Raw genomic sequence first — 17,584 nt, forward strand, 5'->3', positions numbered from 1 at the left:
GGTGGGCGCTCAGACGCCGCCTGCCCCGGAGGGGGTCACGTTGTGGTTGAAGCGGAACATGTTGTCCGGGTCGAACCGCCGCTTCAGCTCGGCCAGCCGGGGGACGTCGGCGGGGTCGTGGATGTCGGGGGCGGCGGCGACGGCCAGCGGGCCGGTGAGGAAGTTGACGTAGGAGCGGCCGGTCGACCAGGGGACCATGCGCTTCATCAGGGCGTCCGCGTAGGAGCCCGTCGAGTCGGGCGGCGAGATGATCATCAGGCTGAAGACGGCGTCCCTGTTGCCCACGGCGCTGGGCGCCTCCGGGGAGCGGCCGGCGGCCCCGCCGAGGTGGCGCAGCTCCAGCATGTAGGCGGGGCACTGGGAGACCTCGGGCCCCACCAGGGTGAGCACCTGGTCGACGGCGGCGGCGTCGAGGCCGCGCAGCATCACCGAGTGGGCGTGGTGGTCCAGCGGCTCGACGGGGTCGTCGTGGACCCGGGCGATCTCCAGGTACGGGCGTTCCGTGACGGTGTCCAGCAGCGGGGCGGTGACGGCGCGCAGCGGGGCGAGCAGCGCCTCGCCCTCGGCGACGGGCCCGGTGTGCGCGACCCGCAGGTGCAGCACGTGGGCGCCGCGCAGGGGTTCGGGGAACGGGGGGGTGTCGGGGAAGCGCACCAGCGCCAGCGAGGTGGTCATCGTCTCGGGCAGGGTGGCCGTCCACTCCCTCCAGGTGTGGGTGACCTCCGCCGCCGCCCATCCGGGGAAGAAGAGCCCGCCGCCGTAGAACCGGTCGACCGGCACGAGGCCGAACTCCATCTCGGTGACCACGCCCAGGTTGTCCTTGCTGCCGCGCAGCCCCCAGTAGAGGTCGGGTTCGCCGCGCGCGCTGACCCGTCGCAGGTCGCCGTCGGCGGTGACCACCTCCAGCCGGGTGACGAGGTCGGCGGCGTAGCCGAACCGTCTTGCCAGCGGCCCGAGCCCGCCCCCGAGGGTGTAGCCGACGACGCCCACCTGGGGGGACGAGCCGTTGAGCGGCGCGAGGCCGTGCGCCCAGGCGGCCCTGATCACCTGCTCCCAGCGCGCGCCGGCGCCGACCGTCGCGGTGCGGCGCTCGGGGTCGACGGTGACCCGGGTCATCCGGTGGGTGCTGACCAGCAGCCCGCCGTCGGCGGGGCGGGTGATGCCGTGCCCGGTGGCGCGGACGGCGACCGGCAGGCCCCGCTCGGCGGCGTGGGCGATGGCGGTGCGCACGTCGTCGCTGTCCGCGGCGGCGACGGTCAGCTCCGGCTCGTGCCGGGCGATCCCGTTGAACGAGGCGGGCGGGGCGGCCGGTTCCGCGGCGGCGCCGCGCGCGTCGCCGGGGTCGAAGACGGCGCCGCGCAGGTGCCGGGCGAGCTGCCGGGCGAGCGGGTGGGCGGGCACGTGGGGGGTCCTCTCGGAAGTGCGCTGGGAAGCACACAGTCTTGAGGTCCGAGAGCCCTTCTTACATCCCTCGTATGAGGGGCACCGGATCACCCGGGGGCGCGCGACGCTCCGCGCGCGCCCCCATTCACCACCATCCGCCTGGGGAGCGACCCTTTAGAGAACGGGCAGGTTCTTGCGCAGCTCGAAGGCGGTCACCTCGGAGCGGTACTCCTCCCACTCCTGACGCTTGTTGCGGAGGAAGAAATCAAAGACGTGTTCGCCGAGGGTCTCCGCGACCAGTTCGCTGCGCTGCATCAGCTGAATGGCTTCCCCCAGGTTCTGCGGCAGCGGCTCGATGCCCAGCGCGCTGCGCTCCCTGTCGGTCAGCGCCCACACGTCGTCCTCGGCGCCCGGCGGCAGCTCGTACCCCTCCTCGACGCCCTTGAGCCCGGCGGCCAGCAGCACCGCGTAGGCGAGGTAGGGGTTGGCGCCGGAGTCCAGCGAGCGGACCTCGACCCGGGTGGAGACGGTCTTGCCCGGCTTGTACATCGGGACCCTGATCAGCGCCGAGCGGTTGTTGTGCCCCCAGCAGATGTACGAGGGCGCCTCTCCCCCGGCGCCCGCGGGGCGCTCGGCGCCGCCCCAGATGCGCTTGTAGGAGTTGACCCACTGGTTGGTGACGGCCGAGATCTCCCCGGCGTGCCGCAGCAGCCCGGCGATGAACGAGCGGCCGACCTTGGAGAGTTGGTACTCGGCGCCGGTCTCGTGGAAGGCGTTGCGGTCCCCCTCGAAGAGCGAGAGGTGGGTGTGCATCCCGGAGCCCGGGTACTCGGAGAACGGCTTGGGCATGAACGTCGCCTGCACGCCCTGCTCCAGCGCGACCTGCTTCATCACCAGCCGGAACGTCATGATGTTGTCGGCCGTGGAGAGCGCGTCCGCGTACCGCAGGTCGATCTCCTGCTGGCCGGGGGCGCCCTCGTGGTGGGAGAACTCGACGGAGATCCCCATCGACTCCAGCATGGTGATGGCCTGGCGGCGGAAGTCCATGCCCACGTTCTGCGGGGTGTGGTCGAAGTAGCCCGAGGAGTCGGCGGGCGTGGGGCGGCTGCCGTCGACGGGCTTCGCGTTGAGCAGGAAGAACTCGATCTCGGGGTGGGTGTAGAAGGTGAAACCGAGGTCGGAGCTCTTGGCCAGGGCCCGCTTCAGCACGTAGCGGGGGTCGGCGTAGGAGGGGGAGCCGTCCGGCATCAGGATGTCGCAGAACATCCGCGCGGTGCCGGGGGACTCGGCCCGCCAGGGCAGGATCTGGAAGGTGCCGGGCGAGGGCTTGGCGATCATGTCCGACTCGTGCACCCGGGCGAAGCCCTCGATGGCCGAGCCGTCGAAGCCGATGCCCTCCTCGAAGGCCTGTTCCAGCTCGGCGGGAGCGACGGCGACGGACTTCAGGAAGCCCAACACGTCGGTGAACCACAGCCGCACGAACCGGATGTCCCGCTCCTCCAGCGTGCGGAGCACGAACTCCTGCTGCTTCTCCATCTCCACCCAATCCTCGCTGGTCAGACGGCTCCGGTCCCCGGCCGCGCGGCGACGCGACTCCCGAGCATCCCATCACAGGATTTCCGACGCGTTGCCGTTCGGCGACCGGGACGCCCCGGAGTCGTTGGGTCCATTGTGGGGCACCGGGCCCGACCGGGAGCCGACCAGTCCTTGGCCATGGCTTCACGGAGCGCCAGCGATGCGTGGCGAACGGCGAACGCGCAGGTCACCGGGGGCGCTGCCGCGGCGGAACGGGGCCGAAACCGGCCGCGGGCCCCTCGTTCGGGGGAGCTTTCCGCAAGTGCCTGCGGCATCCGCCGGCGGCCCTCTACTCTCCTGTTTCACATAGCGAGTTGTGACGGCTACGGCTAGTCGCGACCGTTCAGGTCAGGGGCATGGGACACCGTCCCGTGCCGACCCGCCGTCAGGACCGAAGGAAGACCGCCGGACCAGCCGAACCAGCCGGCCCCCGACCGGGGACCGACCGCCCCTCGACCCGCCGTCCACAGTCGTCAACGCGTCGGACGCCCGTCCGTCACACGCCGCCGACCCCCGTCCGCCGCAAGCCAGTGAGGAAGCCCATGGTGCACGTCGGTTCATTAGAGCGAACCAGCCGACCGGTCCTGCCGAGCGGACGGTGGTTCCTTCCGCCGGCCCTGGTGGCGCTCGGGGCGCTGGGCGCCGTGTTCCTGGTGCCCGCCGACGCCCGCCTCGCCGTGGTCTGGTGCGGCGCCCTGGCCACGCTCGCCGTGCTGCTGATGGCGGGCGAGACGGCGCGGCGCGGACGGGTCGTCCGACTGCTGCGCGAGCGCGTCCACCAACAGGTCGGGGACGCCGACCTGATGGCCTACGACCTGCTGCCCGTCGCCCTCGACCGGATGAAGAACGGCGACCTGGAGGACGACGTCATCCCCTCGCTCCCCGAGGAGACCGCCTCCGACCCCCAGCTCGTCGCCGCCTTCGAGGGGATGGCCTTCGGCATCCTGGACGTACTGCGCGAGAAGGAGTTGCAGCGCGACTCGGCGAAGCGCGCGATCGTCAACATCGCGCACCGCATCCAGTCCGAGATCCACCGCCTCCAGGACGACATCGCCAAGATGCAGTTCCGGCACGGCACCCCCGAGGTGCTGAGCGACCTGATGCACCTGGAGCACCGCATCAACGTCACCGGCCGCTTCGCCACCAGCCTGGCCGTGGTCGGCGGCGGTGCCCCGGTGCGGCGCTGGGCCAGGCCCATCTCGCTGCACGACGTGATGCGCGCCGGCTCGGGCCCGATCAACGAGTACCTGCGGGTCGAGCAGCACCGGGTCATCGAGACGGCGGTGGTCGGCCACGCCGTCGAGCCGCTGATCATGATCATGGGCGAGCTGCTGGACAACGCGACCCGCTACTCCCCGCCCAGCAGCACCGTGGTGATGAACACCGAGGAGGTCGCCTCGGGCGTCGAGGTCTCCATCGAGGACAAGGGCGCGGGGCTGACGGAGGAGTCGCGGCGGCGCGCGGAGTTCCTGCTCCAGCAGGGTGTGGACGGCCTCGACCTGGAGGACCTGGGCGAGACGGCCAGGATCGGGCTGCGGGTGGCGGGCATCCTCGCCAGCCACCACGGCGTCAAGATCTCGTTGCGCCCCTCCACCTGCGAGGGCGTGCGGGCCGTCGTCTTCCTCCCCGACGACCTGCTGACGGCCGTTCCGCCACCCAAGTACCCGGTGCCGGCGATCCGTCCGACACCGCAGTGGCACCTGCCGATCGGCGAGCTGGACGAGGAGGCCCCCGCGTACGAGCGCAACGCCAACGGCCTGCCGCAGCGCCGCAGGCGGCGTTCGGCCGCCGGGGCGCACGCGCCGGCGCCCCGGGCCGCGGTCGAGCCGGCGGCGGCCCGGCGGGCGTCGCCCGAGCGGCGCGAGTCGGGCCTGTGGGTGGACGCCTTCTTCGCCGGGATCAGGTCGGAGCCCGAGGAGCCGCCACCCGGCGAGGGGTCCGGCGAGGCCAGGCGCCCAGGCCCCTGAGCGGGCCGCGCCCCCACACACCCGCCCCGCGAGCCCCCGCACAGACCCTCGGACGAACTCGGAAACAAGGTGAGAAGCACGTGACACAGCGTCGGTTCAAGGACATGGACTGGATGCTCAGGGACCTGGCCGCCTCCGTCCCGTGTATCCGGCACATCGTGGTGCTGTCGGCTGACGGGCTGTGCATGGCACAGCACGGCGACGAGCGTGACAGCGGCGACCGGTTGGCCGCCGCGGCCTCCGGCATCAAGAGCCTGGCCCAGTCCATCGCGTCCGAACTCCCGGGCGACGAGGGCGACGTGAAGATGGTGCTGCTGGAGCTGACCGGCGGCTTCTTCTATCTGATGTCGGCGGGCGAGCGCTCGTATCTCGCGGTGACCGCGGACGCCGAGGTGGACCCGGGGCTGATCAGCCAGCGGATGCGGGACCTGGTGCTGCGGATCGGCGAGCATCTGTCCACCGGCTCCCGGACGCCCGAACGGGCCGTGCCGTGACCGTGCCCGAGGAGGCTGAGGACGAGCCGGCGCGCCGGAAGCCGGACGACGACCAGCCCGTTCCGCTCTACGTGGTCACCGGTGGCCGCAGCGAGTCGGCCGACGCGATGGCGCTCGACCTGGTCACGCTGGTGGTGGCCAGGGCCGACCCGCACTCCGGACAGTCCCCCGAGCACACCGCGCTGCTGCGGATGTGCCGCTACCCGATCTCGGTCGCGGAGATCTCGGCCTATCTCGGGCTCCCGTTCAGCGCGGTGACCGTGCTGCTCACGGACCTGCTGGACAGCTCCCAGGTGGAGGTCAGGCAGACCAGGGTGGAGCAGCGTCAGGCCGCCGCCGATCCCGATCTCGACACTCTGAGGGCACTGATCGATGGCCTACAACGACTCTGATTCCGCCGGGCGGCACGCCGCGTACGCCGGGGGTCCCCGCGAGGAGGACCTGCTGCCCAGCTCGGCCGAGCAGTCCGTCAAGGTGGTGGTGGTCGGCGGGTTCGGCGTGGGTAAGACCACGATGGTCGGCTCGGTCAGCGAGATCCGGCCGTTGACCACCGAGGAGACCATGACCCAGGCCGGCGCGGGCGTCGACGACCTGGCGGGCGTCGAGCGCAAGACCGAGACGACCGTGGCGATGGACTTCGGTCGGATCACCCTCGACGAGCGGCTGGTGCTCTATCTCTTCGGCACCCCCGGCCAGCAGCGGTTCTGGTTCCTGTGGAACGGCGTGATCGAGGGCGCGCTCGGCGCCGTGGTGCTGGTGGACACCCGCCGGCTGGAGGACAGCTTCCAGGCGATGGACCGGCTGGAGGAGAGCGGGGTCCCGTTCGTGGTGGCGGTCAACACCTTCCCCGACGCTCCGCTGCACCCCGTCCCCGAGCTGCGGGCCGCCCTCGACCTGTCGGCCGGAGTGCCGGTGGTCACCTGCGACGCGCGGGGCTTCGACTCCAGCCGCGAGGTGCTGCTGACGCTGCTGCGCCATCTGTACGCCCGAGCGACCGAGGGCGGTCCCCCCTCCCCGGCCGTCACCGCATCCCCGTCCCCCTCGGAGGCACCGTGACCACCCCATCCGAACCCTCCCATGCGCTCACCTCGTTGGGCACCCCGCCGCCCGGCTGCCCGGCCCACGCCGCCGGCGGCCCCGACGGGGTGCAGCGGCTCTACGGCCCCGGCGCCTCCGCCGACCCGATGGGCCTGTACGAGCGGCTGCGCAACGAGCACGGCGCGGTCGCCCCCGTGCTGCTGGAGGGCGACGTGCCCGCCTGGCTGGTGCTCGGGTACAACGAGATCCTCCAGGTGACGCGGAACCCGCGCCGCTTCCGCAGGGACGGCCGCGCCTGGTCGCCGTGGCAGCGCGGCGAGATCGGCACCGACTCCCCCATCGCGCCCGTGCTGCGCTGGGGCCCCGACTGCACCCACCAGGACGGTGGCACCCACCAGCGGCTGCGCGGCGCGGTCAACGAGTCGCTGGAGCGGTTCGACCGGCGCGGGCTGCGGCGGTACGTGCAGCTGTACGGGCACCAGTTGATCGACAGGTTCGCCGCCGAGGGGCGCGCGGAGATCCTGGCGCAGTACGCGCAGCAGCTGCCGATGCTGGTGCTGACGGTGGTGCTGGGGCTGCCGGAGGAGGAGGGGCCCCGGCTGGTGGAGGCGAGCCGGCAGCTGTTGATCGGCACGGAGAAGGCGGTCGCCGCCGACCGCTACATCCAGCAGGCGCTGACGGACCTGGTGGCGACCAAGCACGCGGCGCCGGGGCACGACCTGGCGTCCTGGCTGATCGCGCACCCGGCGGAGCTGACGGACGAGGAGGTGCTGCACCATCTGCGGCTGGTGCTGGTCGCGGCGAACGAGACGACGACCAACCTGATCGTCAACACGCTCCGGGTGGTCTTCACCCATCCCCGCTTCCGCGGCTCGCTGCACGGCGGGCGGATGACGCTGCCGGCGGCGGTGGAGCAGGTGCTCTGGGACGAGCCGCCGATCTCCGTCTGCCCGGGCGGGTTCGCCAGCGACGACGTGGAGTTGGGTGGACAGAACATCCGCAAGGGCGACATCTTACTTCTGGGGCTCGCGGCGGCCAACGCCGATCCGGCGATCCGGCCGGCGCCGGGCGCGCCGATGCACGGCAACCGTTCGCATCTGTCGTTCACCAGCGGCCCGCACGAGTGCCCCGGTCAGGACATCGGGCGGGCGATCACGGTGACCGGGATCGAGGTGCTGCTCTCCCGGCTGCCCGACCTGCGGCTGACGCTGGACCCGGACGAGCTGGACTGGTCGGCGTCGACATGGTCGCGCCATCTGGTGGCGCTGCCCGTGGAGTTCACGCCGCGTACGCGCACCGAGCGGGTCTCGCTGGTGCCGCCGGCGCCCGGCCGCAGGTCGGCGCGCGGGCGCCCGCGCCCGGCGGCGCCGCCGGCGCGGGACGAGCGGGAGAGCGCTACGGCGGATCGGTCCTCGTTCTGGTCGACGCTGCGCCGGCGGTGGAGCCGGCCGGAGGAACGGGCGGCGGAACGGCTGGAGGAACGGGTGGAGGACTCGGAGCGGACGGGCGGGCGCCGGGGGCGCTGAGCGCGCCCGGCCGGCGCGCCGGGGCGGTGAGGTCGCCCACCACGTCCCGGCCGCCCACGCCCCCGGCGTACCGGGCCGAGGTCACGGCCCAGCGCTGGTTGCCCGCCATCCAGCAGCGCAGTCCCGCGACATAGCGCTCGGTGGCCTCCCGGCCGGCCGCGTCGAGGGAGAGGCGCTCGGCGAGCGCGGGCAGCCGGGCGGCGACCCGCTGGAAGAGCTCGACGCGCCCGCGCACCAGCTCCACGACCTGGCGGACCGCGGACTCGCGCGAACAGCCCTGCGCGCGGCGGCGGATGAGCACCAGGTTGTGCGGGTCGCCCTGTTCCTCCTCGCGCTCCAGGGAGTGCACGTCGTTGCAGAGGAAGATGACGTCGCCGGCGCAGCGGGTGAGGATCTGGGCCTCGGCGCTCCAGTAGGCGCGGGTGGGCACCTCGAAGTGCCCGGCGCGTTCGATCAGGTCGAAGCAGGGGCCGGTGCCGACGGCCTCGCGGCGCAGCGCGAGATAGGAGTGCTCGTCGAGGGGGGCGGGCGCGAGGCGGTTGCGCGCCTCACGGACATAGGAGCGGAAGAAGCGGGTGAGGTTGCGCGCGGCGCGCTCCCGCCAGGCCGGTGACATGCCGTCGGCCGCGCGCCGCCACATGTCGGCGTAGGCGCGGGTGAGCGGGAGGTCGAGCGTCGGCGGCTCGCCGGGCGGGCGGTAGGTGACGGTGGCCAGCGCGGTGCTGAGCCGGGCGACGCTCTCCGGGCGGCGGCCCAACTCGCCGTCGAACTGGTCGTCCAGCGGGAAGCCCAGCCCGACGGCGTCGGTGACCAGATCCAGATCCTCGCCGACGGCCTCGGGGTAGGCGTAGGCGGCGAGGTCGGTGAGGCGCCAGTCGGCGTACGCGCGGAGCGCGGGGCCGTCGTCGACCAGCGCGTGGGCGCGCACCCAGTCGAGGTGGTGCGCCCGCGCACGCCCGGCCGAGGGGCTGGTCCGGCTCTCGAACGGCAGGAAGAACCGAACGTCTTGCGGCATGGGCCGCCCCCTGTCTGCTCCGCTGGTCGCCGCGCCTACCAAGCTCTGCCCTGGCTGTCGGGGCGGCAATCGGCCATGCTGCGGCGCACTGGCCGGAACGACGCGCCCCCACGGCCATCACCACTGGTGACACAGGAACCACGGGCAGCCACAACGGCCGGAACGCGACGGTCACCCTCCCCCATCGCGTCAGTTGGACGATTAGACTCGCGACCATGCCTCAGCTACGACTCGCCCTGAACCAGGTCGACGCGACCGTCGGCGACCTGACCGGCAACGCGGAAGCGGTGCTGCGCTGGACCCGGCACAGCGTGGAGCGCGGCGCCCATCTGGTGGCGTTCCCCGAGATGATGCTCACCGGCTACCCGGTGGAGGACCTGGCGCTGCGCTCCTCGTTCGCCGCCGCCAGCCGGGAGGCGCTCGGCGCGCTGGCCGAACGGCTGGCGGCGGAGGGCCTCGGCGAGGTGCCGGTGGTCGTCGGCTATCTGGACCGCGCGGACGACGCGCCGGCGCACCTCGGCCGGCCGGTGGGCGCGCCGCGGAACGCCGCGGCGGTGCTGCACGGCGGCCGGGTGGCGCTGACCTTCGCCAAGCACCATCTGCCGAACTACGGGGTGTTCGACGAGTACCGGTACTTCGTGCCGGGCGACACGCTGCCCGTGGTGCGGGTGCGCGGCGTGGACGTGGCGTTGGCGATCTGCGAGGACCTGTGGCAGGACGGCGGGCGGGTGCCGGCGGCCAGGGCGGCGGGCGCGGGGCTGCTGCTGGCGATCAACGCCTCGCCCTACGAGGTGGCCAAGGACGACACCCGGCTGGAGCTGGTCCGCGGGCGGGCGCGCGAGGCGGGGTGCGCGCTGGCGTATCTGGCGATGGTCGGCGGCCAGGACGAGCTGGTCTTCGACGGCGACTCGCTGGTGGTGGACCGGGACGGCACGGTGCTGGCCCGCGGGCCGCAGTTCGAGGAGGAGTGCCTGCTGCTGGACGTCGAGCTGCCGGCGGCAGCCGCCGAGCCGCCGGGGGGCACGGTCGACGACGGGCTGAGGGTCGACCGGCTGACGCTGTCGGCCGAGCCGGCGCCGGCGTACGCGCCGGAGTACACCGGCGGCGAGGCGCGGCGGCTGGACGACGCGGAGGAGATGTACGGGGCGCTGGTCACCGGGGTGCGGGCGTACACGGAGAAGAACGGTTTCCGTTCGGTGCTGCTGGGGCTCTCCGGCGGGATCGACTCGGCGCTCTGCGCGGCGATCGCCTGTGACGCGCTGGGGCCCGAGCGGGTCTTCGGGGTGGCGATGCCGTCGCGTTACTCCTCGGAGCACTCGGTGGACGACGCGCGGGAGTTGGCCCGCAGGACGGGTCTGAACCTGCGGACGGTGCCGATCGGCGGGATGTTCGACGCCTACCAGGAGCAGGTGGGGCTGACGGGGCTCGCCGAGGAGAACCTCCAGTCCCGGCTGCGCGGCACGCTGCTGATGGCGCTCTCCAACCAGGAGGGCCACATCGTGCTGGCCCCGGGGAACAAGAGCGAGCTGGCGGTCGGGTACTCCACGCTCTACGGCGACTCGGTCGGCGCCTACGGGCCGATCAAGGACCTGTACAAGACGGGCGTCTACCGGCTGGCGCGCTGGCGGAACGAGGCGGCGGCCACCCGCGGGGAGACCCCGCCGATCCCGGAGAACTCGATCGCCAAGCCGCCGAGCGCGGAGCTGCGCCCGGGGCAGGTGGACACGGACTCGCTGCCGGACTACGACACGTTGGACGCGGTGCTGGAGCGGTATGTGGACCGGGACCAGGGCTGGTCGGCGATCGTGGCCGAGGGCTTCGCGCCCGAGCTGGTGACCGAGGTGCTGCGGCTGGTGGACCGCGCGGAGTACAAGCGGCGGCAGTATCCGCCGGGGACCAAGATCTCGCCGAAGGGTTTCGGAAAGGACCGCAGGCTGCCCATCACCAGCGGTTGGCGCGAGGGGAGTTGACCGTTTCGGCGCGGCCTGGCGACGTTTCGGCGCGGCCTGGCGACGGCCCCGGCGCCCGGGCCGGTGACCGTTCGGGCCGCGCCGATGCCCGTTTCCCCCTTGGTCTAGACATGTACATGCCGTGACCGTACGCTCTCCTCCGCAGAGGTGAGAGCGCTCCCGCCCTTTGCTGTTCCACCCCCTCACAGGTAGAGCAACAAAGGAGTACCCCACAGATGAGACGTAACTCCGGCATTCGCATCGGCATGTCCGCGCTGCTGGTCGCGGGCGCCCTCGCCGGCACGGCCGCGGCCAGCGCCTCGGCCTCGTCCTCCCCCTCCTCCGAACCGGTCGCCTCCGAGGCCCTGCTGGCCGCGCTCCAGAGCGACTTCGGCCTCACCGAGGCGGAGGCCGTCGAGCGGCTCGCCGCCGAGGAGACGGCCATCGCGGTCGAGCCCGACGCCCGCCAGGCGGCCGGCTCCACCTTCGGCGGCAGCTGGTTCGACCCGGCCAGCGGCGACCTGGTCGTCGCGGTCACCGACGACACCCGGGTCTCCCGGGTCGAGGCGACGGGCGCCGAGACCACCCTCGTCCAGCACGGCGAGGCCGCGCTGGACGCCACCCTCGCCTCCGTCGACGCGCTGGCCGAGGAGGTCGGCGCACCCGCGGGCGTCGCCAGCTGGCGGGTCGACCCGCGCGTCAACAGCGTGGTCATCGACCTCGTCGAGGGCCAGGAGTCCTCGGCCGCGGTCGCCGAGTTCGTCGCCGCCGCCGAGGAGACCGGCCCCGTCACGGTCGGCAGCATCCCCGAGGCCCCCTCCACGTTCGCCGCCGGTACCGTGGGCGGCGACCCGTACTACACCGGCAACGTGCGCTGTTCCATCGGCTTCTCGGTGCACGGCGGCTTCGTCACCGCCGGCCACTGCGGGCCGCAGGGCCAGGCCGTCTCCGGCTGGGACCGCACCCACATCGGCACCTTCCAGGGCTCCTCGTTCCCCGGCAACGACTACGCCTGGGTGAGCGTCGGCAGCGGCTGGTGGACCGAGCCCGTCGTGCTCGGCTGGGGCGCCACCTCCGACCAGCTGGTGCGCGGCTCGAACGAGGCCCCGATCGGCGCCTCCATCTGCCGCTCCGGCTCCACCACCGGCTGGCACTGCGGCTCGGTGCTGGCCAAGAACGAGACGGTCAACTACAGCGACGGCACCCAGGTGCGCGAGATGACCAAGACCAGCGTCTGCGCCGAGGGCGGCGACTCCGGCGGCTCCTACATCAGCGGCGACCAGGCCCAGGGCGTCACCTCCGGCGGCTGGGGCAACTGCTCCAGCGGCGGCGAGACCTGGTACCAGCCGCTCAACGAGATCCTCAACGCCTACGGGCTCACCCTGCACACCGCCTGACCCGCGGACGGCGGCCCGGCCACACCACGCGGCCGGGCCCGCCCCTCCCGCTCACAGCCCGGGCGCGCCCCAGACCGGGAACCAGCGGCCGAGGTCCTCCTCCACCCGCAGGTCGTCGGCGAGCAGGGCGCGCACCCGCAGCTCCAGCCCGTTGTCCCGGCGCTCCGCGGCGCCGGGCAGCGGCGCGAACGGGTAGAAGGTGCCGCGCTTGTAGAGGTAGACCAGCGCCAGCGAACGGCCCTCGGCGTCCCGGAACCCCACCAGCGAGCACAGCAGTTGGGGCCCGAAGCCGCCGTCCCGCATCAGGGTGTTGACCGCGTGCAGGTCGTTGACCAGCGCGGTCAGCTCCTCCGCCGGGTGGCGGGCGAGCAGCCAGCTGTAGCCGTAGTCGTCCCGGGAGAACTCCACCGGGTGTCCGCCCCCGCCGCCCGGGTCGAGGTCGGCGTCGAGCAGCTCGTGCACCTCGTCCCGCAGCCGGGCGAACGCGCCGCCCTCCACGCTGGCGAAGCAGACCGAGCCCGCGCCGGTCGGCGTGAAGCCGCCGCCCGCCGCCAGGGTGACGGCCGCCGAGGGGACCGCGAAGAGCTGGTCCAGATCCGGCTTGACCGGCTTGCGCCGCCCCAGGATCGCGTCGAGAAAGCCCACCGAAAGTCTCCCGTCCGTCTCCGCACCGTTCCGTCACGATCCCCCGCCGCGCCCGGCGGCGTCAGGGCTGGCCCAGCTCCCTGGAGAGCCTGCCGAGCCGGTCCAGCCGCTGCTCCAGCGTCGGGTGCGAGGAGAAGAGCCGGCTGAGCCCGTCCCCGGAGAGCGCGGGGGCGAAGTAGAACGCGTTGAACGGCTCCGCCTGCCGCAGATCCCTGGTGGGGATGCGCCCCATCTGCCCCGAGACCTTGGTGAGCGCCGAGGCCAACGCGGAGGGCCGGCCGGTCAGCAGCGCGCCGGTGCGGTCGGCGGACAGCTCGCGGTAGCGCGAGAGCACCCGGGTGAGCAGAAAGCTGATCACGTAGACCACGGCGCTGACCAGCGGGATCAGCAGCAGCAGCGCGTTGTTGTTCCGGCCGCCGCGGCTGAGTCCCGTCCACAGGGCGATCCGGGTGATCAGCCCGGCCAGCACCCCGAGGAACGCGGCGACCGTCATCACCGCCACGTCGCGGTGCGCCACGTGCGACAGCTCGTGCGCCAGCACGCCCTCCAGCTCGTCGCGCTCCAGCCGGCGCAGCAGCCCCGTGGTGGCGCAGACCATGGCCTTCTTCTGGCTGCGCCCGGTGGCGAACGCGTTCGGCACGTCGGTGTCGGCGATGGCCACCTTGGGCTTGGGCATGTCCGCCAGCGCGCACAGCCGGTCCACGGCCCCGTGCAGCTCGGGCGCCTGCTCCGGGGTGACCTCGCGCGCGCCCATGCTGTAGGCGGCGATGCGGTCGCTGAACCAGAACTGCGCGAACAGGAACCCGCCGGCCAGAAGCACGATGAACGGCCACGCGTTACCGAAGGCGGCGATCAGCACCCCGACGAAGACCACGTAGAGCAACCCGATCAGAAACATGGTGAGCCCCATGCGTCGGGTCAGCCCTCGGTCGGGCGCGTACCGGGTGCGTGCCATGCGGGGGCCCTCCAGGCGTCGGGATCTCCCTCAAAAGTAAATCAATCGGAGAAAGAACGACGAAAAGAAGGCGAGAACGGGCGAAGACGATCACCCGCACCGCGAGCACGCCCCGGCGGCCCGTGGCGGCCCCCGGCGGCCCGCGGCGGCCCGCCCTAGAAGTTCACCCGGGCCGCGACCGGCAGATGATCACTTCCGGTCGCGGAGAGTGTCCATGAGGACACCGGCTCCAGGGTGCGCACCAGGATCTGGTCGATCCTGGCCATCGGAAACCCCGCCGGCCAGCTGAAGCCGAACCCGGCCCCCGCCGCGCCCTGGGTGGAGCGCAGCTGCGAGGTCAACGGCGCCAGCGCCCGGTCGTTCATGGTCCCGTTGAGGTCGCCCAGCAGCACCGCGTGGTCCACCGGCTCGGCCGCGATCGCCTCACCCAGCAGCTCGGCCGACCGGTCCCGCTGCTCGGCGGTGAAGCCCGCCCTGAACTGCACCCGCACGGACGGCAGATGCGCCACGTAGACGGCGACCGGGCCGTGCTCCGCCCGGACCGTGCCGCGCAGCGCCCGCGTCCAGCCCATCCCCGTGTCGACCGGCGCCACGTCGTCCATCGGGTAGCGGCTCCACAGCCCGATGGTGCCCTCGACCGCGTGGTGCGGGTACGCCTCGCGCAGCTCGGACTCGTAGACCTCCCGCTGGGGCTGCGGCACCTCCTGGAGCGCGACGACGTCGGCGCCGCTCTCCGCGATCTGCCGGGCGGTGCCGGCATGGTCGCCGTTGTCCGCGTCCACGTTGTGGCTGACCACCATCAACTCGCCGCCGTCGCCGGTCTTGTCCAGCAGCAGCCCGCCGAACAGGTTGGTCCACACCAGCACCGGCACCAGCAGCGCGACCAGCGCGGTCGCCGAGCGACGGACCACCGCGCAGACCGCGAGCACCGGGAAGAGCAGGCCGCACCAGGGAAGGAACGTCTCCAGCAGGCTGCCGACGTTCCCTATGCGGTTGGGCATCCGCGCGTGGAGACTGACCAGCAGCGCCAGCGCCAGCGCGATCCCCGCAGGCCACAGCCCGCGCCGCCAGCGCCCGACCCGGTCGCTCCAGCGGGGCCTGGGGGCACCCGCCTCACCGGGAGCACCCTCCGGACCGCCCTCCGGCGCCCCCTCCCGAGCGTCCGAGGTGTCCAGCTGTGCCATTCGCGCCCTCGCTGACCGATCGTGCCGTTGTCCGGGCTCTCGCGCACCCAAAGCTCCGCGAGCTCCGCGCGTGACCTCGACGGGGAGGACGGTCGGGGTGGGGCGCGGGGTTCCCGTTATATCACCGCGATCCCCGCCCCCCACTTCCCGCCCGCGCCGGTCGGTGGGATGCTGGAAGGAGTCCGGGGACGCCGTTTCAGGCGCTTCGAGATCACGAGAACAGGAGCAGCGTGATGACGCAGCACACTCCTGCCCAGGCGCCGGCGGCTTCCGAGCGCACAGGGCTCTACGGCGGCAAGAGCAGCCGCCGGATCACGGTCAGGGACATCGCGGCGGCCAAGCGGCGCGGCGAGCGGTGGCCGATGCTCACCGCCTACGACGCGATGACCGCCTCCGTCTTCGACGAGGCCGGCATCCCCGTGATGCTGGTGGGCGACTCGATGGGGAACACGGCGCTCGGCTACGACTCCACGGTGCCGGTCACCCTGGAGCAGATGACCATGCTGTCGGCGGCCGTGGTGCGGGGCACCAGCCGGGCGCTGATCGTGGGCGACCTGCCGTTCGGCTCCTTCCAGGAGGGGCCTGGCCAGGCGCTGCGCAGCGCGACACACCTGGTCAAGGAGGCCGGGGTCGGCGCGGTGAAGCTGGAGGGCGGCGAGCGTTCCGCCGACCAGATAAGGCTGCTGGTCGAGTCCGGCATCCCGGTCATGGCGCACGTGGGCCTGACCCCGCAGTCGGTGCACGCGTACGGCGGCCACCCGGTGCAGGGCAGGGGCGAGGAGGCGGCGGCGCAGCTGCTGCGGGACGCCAAGGCCGTGCAGGACGCGGGCGCCTTCGCCGTGGTGCTCGAACTGGTGACGGCGGAGCTGGCCGCCGAGGTGACCCGCGGCCTCTACATCCCGACGGTGGGCATCGGCTCGGGCCCCGAGTGCGACGCGCAGGTGCTGGTCTGGACGGACATGGCGGGCATGACCGACTGGCCGGGCGGCCGGCTGCCGCGCTTCGTCAAGCAGTACGGGCAGCTCCGGACCGCGCTGGGCGACGCGGCGAGGGCCTTCGCCGAGGACGTGGTCGGCGGCGCCTACCCGGCGGAGGAGCACAGCTTCCACTGAGGCGGTCCCCCGGGTTCAGCGGAGGCGGCCTGCCTAGGCCCTCGCCTTGCGGGCGTAGTACCAGGCCATGTTGGAGGAGAGGCCGGCGAGCAGCACCCAGATGATGCCGAACCAGTTGCCCTGGACGAACGAGAGCACGGCGGCGGCCACGGTCAGCAGGCAGAGCGCCAGAGCATAGAGGCTGAGCCTGCGCGCGGTGGTGGGCGAGGTCGGGGCTGCCATCGGTTGGCCTTCCGGAAGCGCGGGTGAACGGCGGTCGCGCGCCGAGCGGAGAGCGGGCGCGACCGCCATTGTCCCCCGGCGGCTCAGATGTCGGTCAGCCGGATGCCCGCGTGGGCGCGGTAGCGGCGGTTGACGGAGATCAGGTTGGCGACCAGCGCCTCGACCTGGTGGGCGTTGCGCAGCCGGCCGGCGAAGACGCCGCGCATCCCGGGGATCAGCTGGGCGATGGCCTGGACCGTGGCGCAGTCCTCGCGCGACTCGCCGAGCACCATCACGTCCGTTTCGATCCGTTCGCGCTCCGGGTCCTTCAGCAGGACGGCCGAGAGGTGGTGGAAGGCGGCGGTGACGCGGGAGTCGGGCAGGAGCGCCTGGGCCTGCTCGGCGGCGCTTCCCTCCTCGGGAACGAGGGCGTAGGCGCCGCGCTTGTCGAAGCCGAGCGGGTTGACGCAGTCGACGACGAGCTTGCCGGCGAGTTCGGCGGTGAGCGAGGAGAGGGTGCGGGCGTGCCCCTCCCAGGGGACGGCCACGATCACCACGTCGCCGCGGCGGGCGCACTCGGCGTTGTCGGCGCCCTCGACGCCGTGGCCGATCTCGTCGGCGACGGCGGCGGCGCGGTCGGCGGCGCGGGAGCCGATGACGACCCGTTGGCCGGCGCGGGCCAGCCGGTAGGCGAGGCCGCGGCCCTGGTCGCCGGTGCCGCCGAGCACGCCGATCACCAGGTCGGAGACGTCGGGCAGCTCCCAGGGGTCGGGGCGCTGGGGTGAGGGGGCATCGTGTGTGGTCATGCGCTCGATCCTGCCACCGGAGGCGGTGGTTTCCGGGCGGGCGTCGCGTTGTTCACGGCGGGCTGACGGTCACCAGGGGCCGGGGTCGTCGCCCTCGGGGCGGCCCCGGCGGTCGGGGGCGTCGTTCCAGCGGGGGTCCTCGCGCCAGTGCTCGTCCCGGTCGCGTGCGGTCTCCAGCGCCCGGGCGGCCTCCTCGCGGGTGGCGTAGGGGCCCATCCGGTCCTTCCCCGGGCACTGGAGGCCCTGTTCGACCGTCTGGTGTCGCAGGCAGTAGTACCACTGGTCGTCGTCCGCCGTGGTGTCGGCCTTGCGCTTGAAGAGAGCCATGTTCCTTATC

The 17,584-nt window shown here is 73.0% G+C and carries 16 protein-coding genes and 1 pseudogene; 8 read left to right on the plus strand and 9 right to left on the minus strand.

Going from position 1 to position 17,584, the window contains the following annotated elements; all coding sequences use genetic code 11:
• Window positions 1–9: 9 nt before the first annotated feature.
• Together FH715_RS10610 and glnA are read right to left on the minus strand one after the other, a co-directional pair.
• Window positions 10–1,401 carry an FAD-binding oxidoreductase gene (locus FH715_RS10610; RefSeq protein ID WP_139643569.1) on the minus strand — a complete coding sequence of 464 codons (1,392 nt, stop codon included), beginning with the start codon at window positions 1,399–1,401 and terminating at the stop codon, window positions 10–12.
• A gap of 156 nt (window positions 1,402–1,557) precedes the next feature.
• Complete coding sequence (gene glnA, locus FH715_RS10615; RefSeq protein ID WP_139643572.1) at window positions 1,558–2,919, minus strand: type I glutamate--ammonia ligase; 1,362 nt, start codon at window positions 2,917–2,919, stop codon at window positions 1,558–1,560.
• 581 nt (window positions 2,920–3,500) lie between these two features.
• On the opposite strand from glnA, the gene FH715_RS10620 reads away from it, so the two are divergent.
• From FH715_RS10620 to FH715_RS10640, 5 genes are all read left to right on the plus strand, one after another.
• Window positions 3,501–4,925 carry an ATP-binding protein gene (locus FH715_RS10620; RefSeq protein WP_139643575.1) on the plus strand — a complete coding sequence of 475 codons (1,425 nt, stop codon included), beginning with the start codon at window positions 3,501–3,503 and terminating at the stop codon, window positions 4,923–4,925.
• Between the two features lie 104 nt (window positions 4,926–5,029).
• Window positions 5,030–5,419 (plus strand): roadblock/LC7 domain-containing protein, encoded by a 390-nt coding sequence (locus FH715_RS10625; protein ID WP_097229136.1) that lies wholly within the window; start codon window positions 5,030–5,032, stop codon window positions 5,417–5,419.
• Window positions 5,416–5,811, plus strand: coding sequence for a DUF742 domain-containing protein (locus tag FH715_RS10630; protein ID WP_246108666.1), 396 nt, complete (start codon window positions 5,416–5,418; stop codon window positions 5,809–5,811). The genes FH715_RS10625 and FH715_RS10630 overlap by 4 nt, the downstream gene beginning before the upstream one ends.
• Window positions 5,792–6,475: a GTP-binding protein gene (locus tag FH715_RS10635; RefSeq protein WP_139643577.1), complete on the plus strand. Its 684-nt coding sequence runs from the start codon at window positions 5,792–5,794 to the stop codon at window positions 6,473–6,475. Before FH715_RS10630 ends, FH715_RS10635 begins: the two co-directional genes overlap by 20 nt.
• Window positions 6,472–7,983, plus strand: a complete 1,512-nt coding sequence (locus tag FH715_RS10640) for a cytochrome P450 (protein WP_342782168.1) — start codon at window positions 6,472–6,474, stop codon at window positions 7,981–7,983. Before FH715_RS10635 ends, FH715_RS10640 begins: the two co-directional genes overlap by 4 nt.
• 232 nt (window positions 7,984–8,215) lie before the next feature.
• On the opposite strand, the pseudogene FH715_RS28835 reads toward FH715_RS10640, so the two are convergent.
• Window positions 8,216–8,998, minus strand: a pseudogene (locus FH715_RS28835) (terpene synthase family protein); the annotation flags it as partial.
• Between the two features lie 215 nt (window positions 8,999–9,213).
• Between FH715_RS28835 and FH715_RS10650 the strand changes: the two are divergent.
• Window positions 9,214–10,968 (plus strand): NAD+ synthase, encoded by a 1,755-nt coding sequence (locus FH715_RS10650; RefSeq protein WP_139643584.1) that lies wholly within the window; start codon window positions 9,214–9,216, stop codon window positions 10,966–10,968.
• Between the two features lie 215 nt (window positions 10,969–11,183).
• Window positions 11,184–12,344 (plus strand): S1 family peptidase, encoded by a 1,161-nt coding sequence (locus FH715_RS10655; protein ID WP_139643587.1) that lies wholly within the window; start codon window positions 11,184–11,186, stop codon window positions 12,342–12,344.
• Between the two features lie 51 nt (window positions 12,345–12,395).
• Here FH715_RS10655 and pspAB read toward each other — a convergent pair whose 3' ends face one another.
• The 3 genes from pspAB to FH715_RS10670 form a co-directional block, all read right to left on the minus strand.
• Window positions 12,396–12,989, minus strand: coding sequence for a PspA-associated protein PspAB (pspAB, locus tag FH715_RS10660; protein ID WP_139643590.1), 594 nt, complete (start codon window positions 12,987–12,989; stop codon window positions 12,396–12,398).
• Window positions 12,990–13,050: 61 nt separating this feature from the next.
• Window positions 13,051–13,944: a zinc metalloprotease HtpX gene (gene htpX, locus FH715_RS10665; protein ID WP_139643593.1), complete on the minus strand. Its 894-nt coding sequence runs from the start codon at window positions 13,942–13,944 to the stop codon at window positions 13,051–13,053.
• 155 nt (window positions 13,945–14,099) lie between these two features.
• Window positions 14,100–15,128: an endonuclease/exonuclease/phosphatase family protein gene (locus FH715_RS10670; RefSeq protein ID WP_139643596.1), complete on the minus strand. Its 1,029-nt coding sequence runs from the start codon at window positions 15,126–15,128 to the stop codon at window positions 14,100–14,102.
• 233 nt (window positions 15,129–15,361) lie between these two features.
• On the opposite strand from FH715_RS10670, the gene panB reads away from it, so the two are divergent.
• On the plus strand, window positions 15,362–16,240 hold the full coding sequence (gene panB / locus FH715_RS10675; RefSeq protein ID WP_139643599.1) for a 3-methyl-2-oxobutanoate hydroxymethyltransferase: 879 nt from the start codon (window positions 15,362–15,364) through the stop codon (window positions 16,238–16,240).
• A gap of 33 nt (window positions 16,241–16,273) precedes the next feature.
• Here panB and FH715_RS10680 read toward each other — a convergent pair whose 3' ends face one another.
• The 3 genes from FH715_RS10680 to FH715_RS10690 form a co-directional block, all read right to left on the minus strand.
• Complete coding sequence (locus FH715_RS10680; protein WP_139643602.1) at window positions 16,274–16,462, minus strand: hypothetical protein; 189 nt, start codon at window positions 16,460–16,462, stop codon at window positions 16,274–16,276.
• An 83-nt stretch (window positions 16,463–16,545) separates the two neighbouring features.
• On the minus strand, window positions 16,546–17,247 hold the full coding sequence (gene npdG, locus FH715_RS10685; RefSeq protein ID WP_139643605.1) for an NADPH-dependent F420 reductase: 702 nt from the start codon (window positions 17,245–17,247) through the stop codon (window positions 16,546–16,548).
• A gap of 69 nt (window positions 17,248–17,316) precedes the next feature.
• Window positions 17,317–17,574, minus strand: a complete 258-nt coding sequence (locus FH715_RS10690) for a hypothetical protein (RefSeq protein WP_139643610.1) — start codon at window positions 17,572–17,574, stop codon at window positions 17,317–17,319.
• Window positions 17,575–17,584 lie beyond the last annotated feature (10 nt).

This window comes from Streptomyces sedi, from assembly GCF_006335015.1.
Lineage (GTDB): Bacteria > Actinomycetota > Actinomycetes > Streptomycetales > Streptomycetaceae > Streptomyces > Streptomyces sedi.

Coding starts and splice junctions, on each gene's coding strand:
- glnA (WP_139643572.1), bottom strand. CDS start 2,919: ATGGAGAAGCAGCAGGAGTTCGTGCTCCGCACGCTGGAGGAGCGGGAC.
- FH715_RS10620 (WP_139643575.1), top strand. CDS start 3,501: ATGGTGCACGTCGGTTCATTAGAGCGAACCAGCCGACCGGTCCTGCCG.
- FH715_RS10625 (WP_097229136.1), top strand. CDS start 5,030: ATGGACTGGATGCTCAGGGACCTGGCCGCCTCCGTCCCGTGTATCCGG.
- FH715_RS10635 (WP_139643577.1), top strand. CDS start 5,792: ATGGCCTACAACGACTCTGATTCCGCCGGGCGGCACGCCGCGTACGCC.
- FH715_RS10650 (WP_139643584.1), top strand. CDS start 9,214: ATGCCTCAGCTACGACTCGCCCTGAACCAGGTCGACGCGACCGTCGGC.
- FH715_RS10655 (WP_139643587.1), top strand. CDS start 11,184: ATGAGACGTAACTCCGGCATTCGCATCGGCATGTCCGCGCTGCTGGTC.
- htpX (WP_139643593.1), bottom strand. CDS start 13,944: ATGGCACGCACCCGGTACGCGCCCGACCGAGGGCTGACCCGACGCATG.
- FH715_RS10670 (WP_139643596.1), bottom strand. CDS start 15,128: ATGGCACAGCTGGACACCTCGGACGCTCGGGAGGGGGCGCCGGAGGGC.
- panB (WP_139643599.1), top strand. CDS start 15,362: ATGACGCAGCACACTCCTGCCCAGGCGCCGGCGGCTTCCGAGCGCACA.
- FH715_RS10680 (WP_139643602.1), bottom strand. CDS start 16,462: ATGGCAGCCCCGACCTCGCCCACCACCGCGCGCAGGCTCAGCCTCTAT.
- npdG (WP_139643605.1), bottom strand. CDS start 17,247: ATGACCACACACGATGCCCCCTCACCCCAGCGCCCCGACCCCTGGGAG.
- FH715_RS10690 (WP_139643610.1), bottom strand. CDS start 17,574: ATGGCTCTCTTCAAGCGCAAGGCCGACACCACGGCGGACGACGACCAG.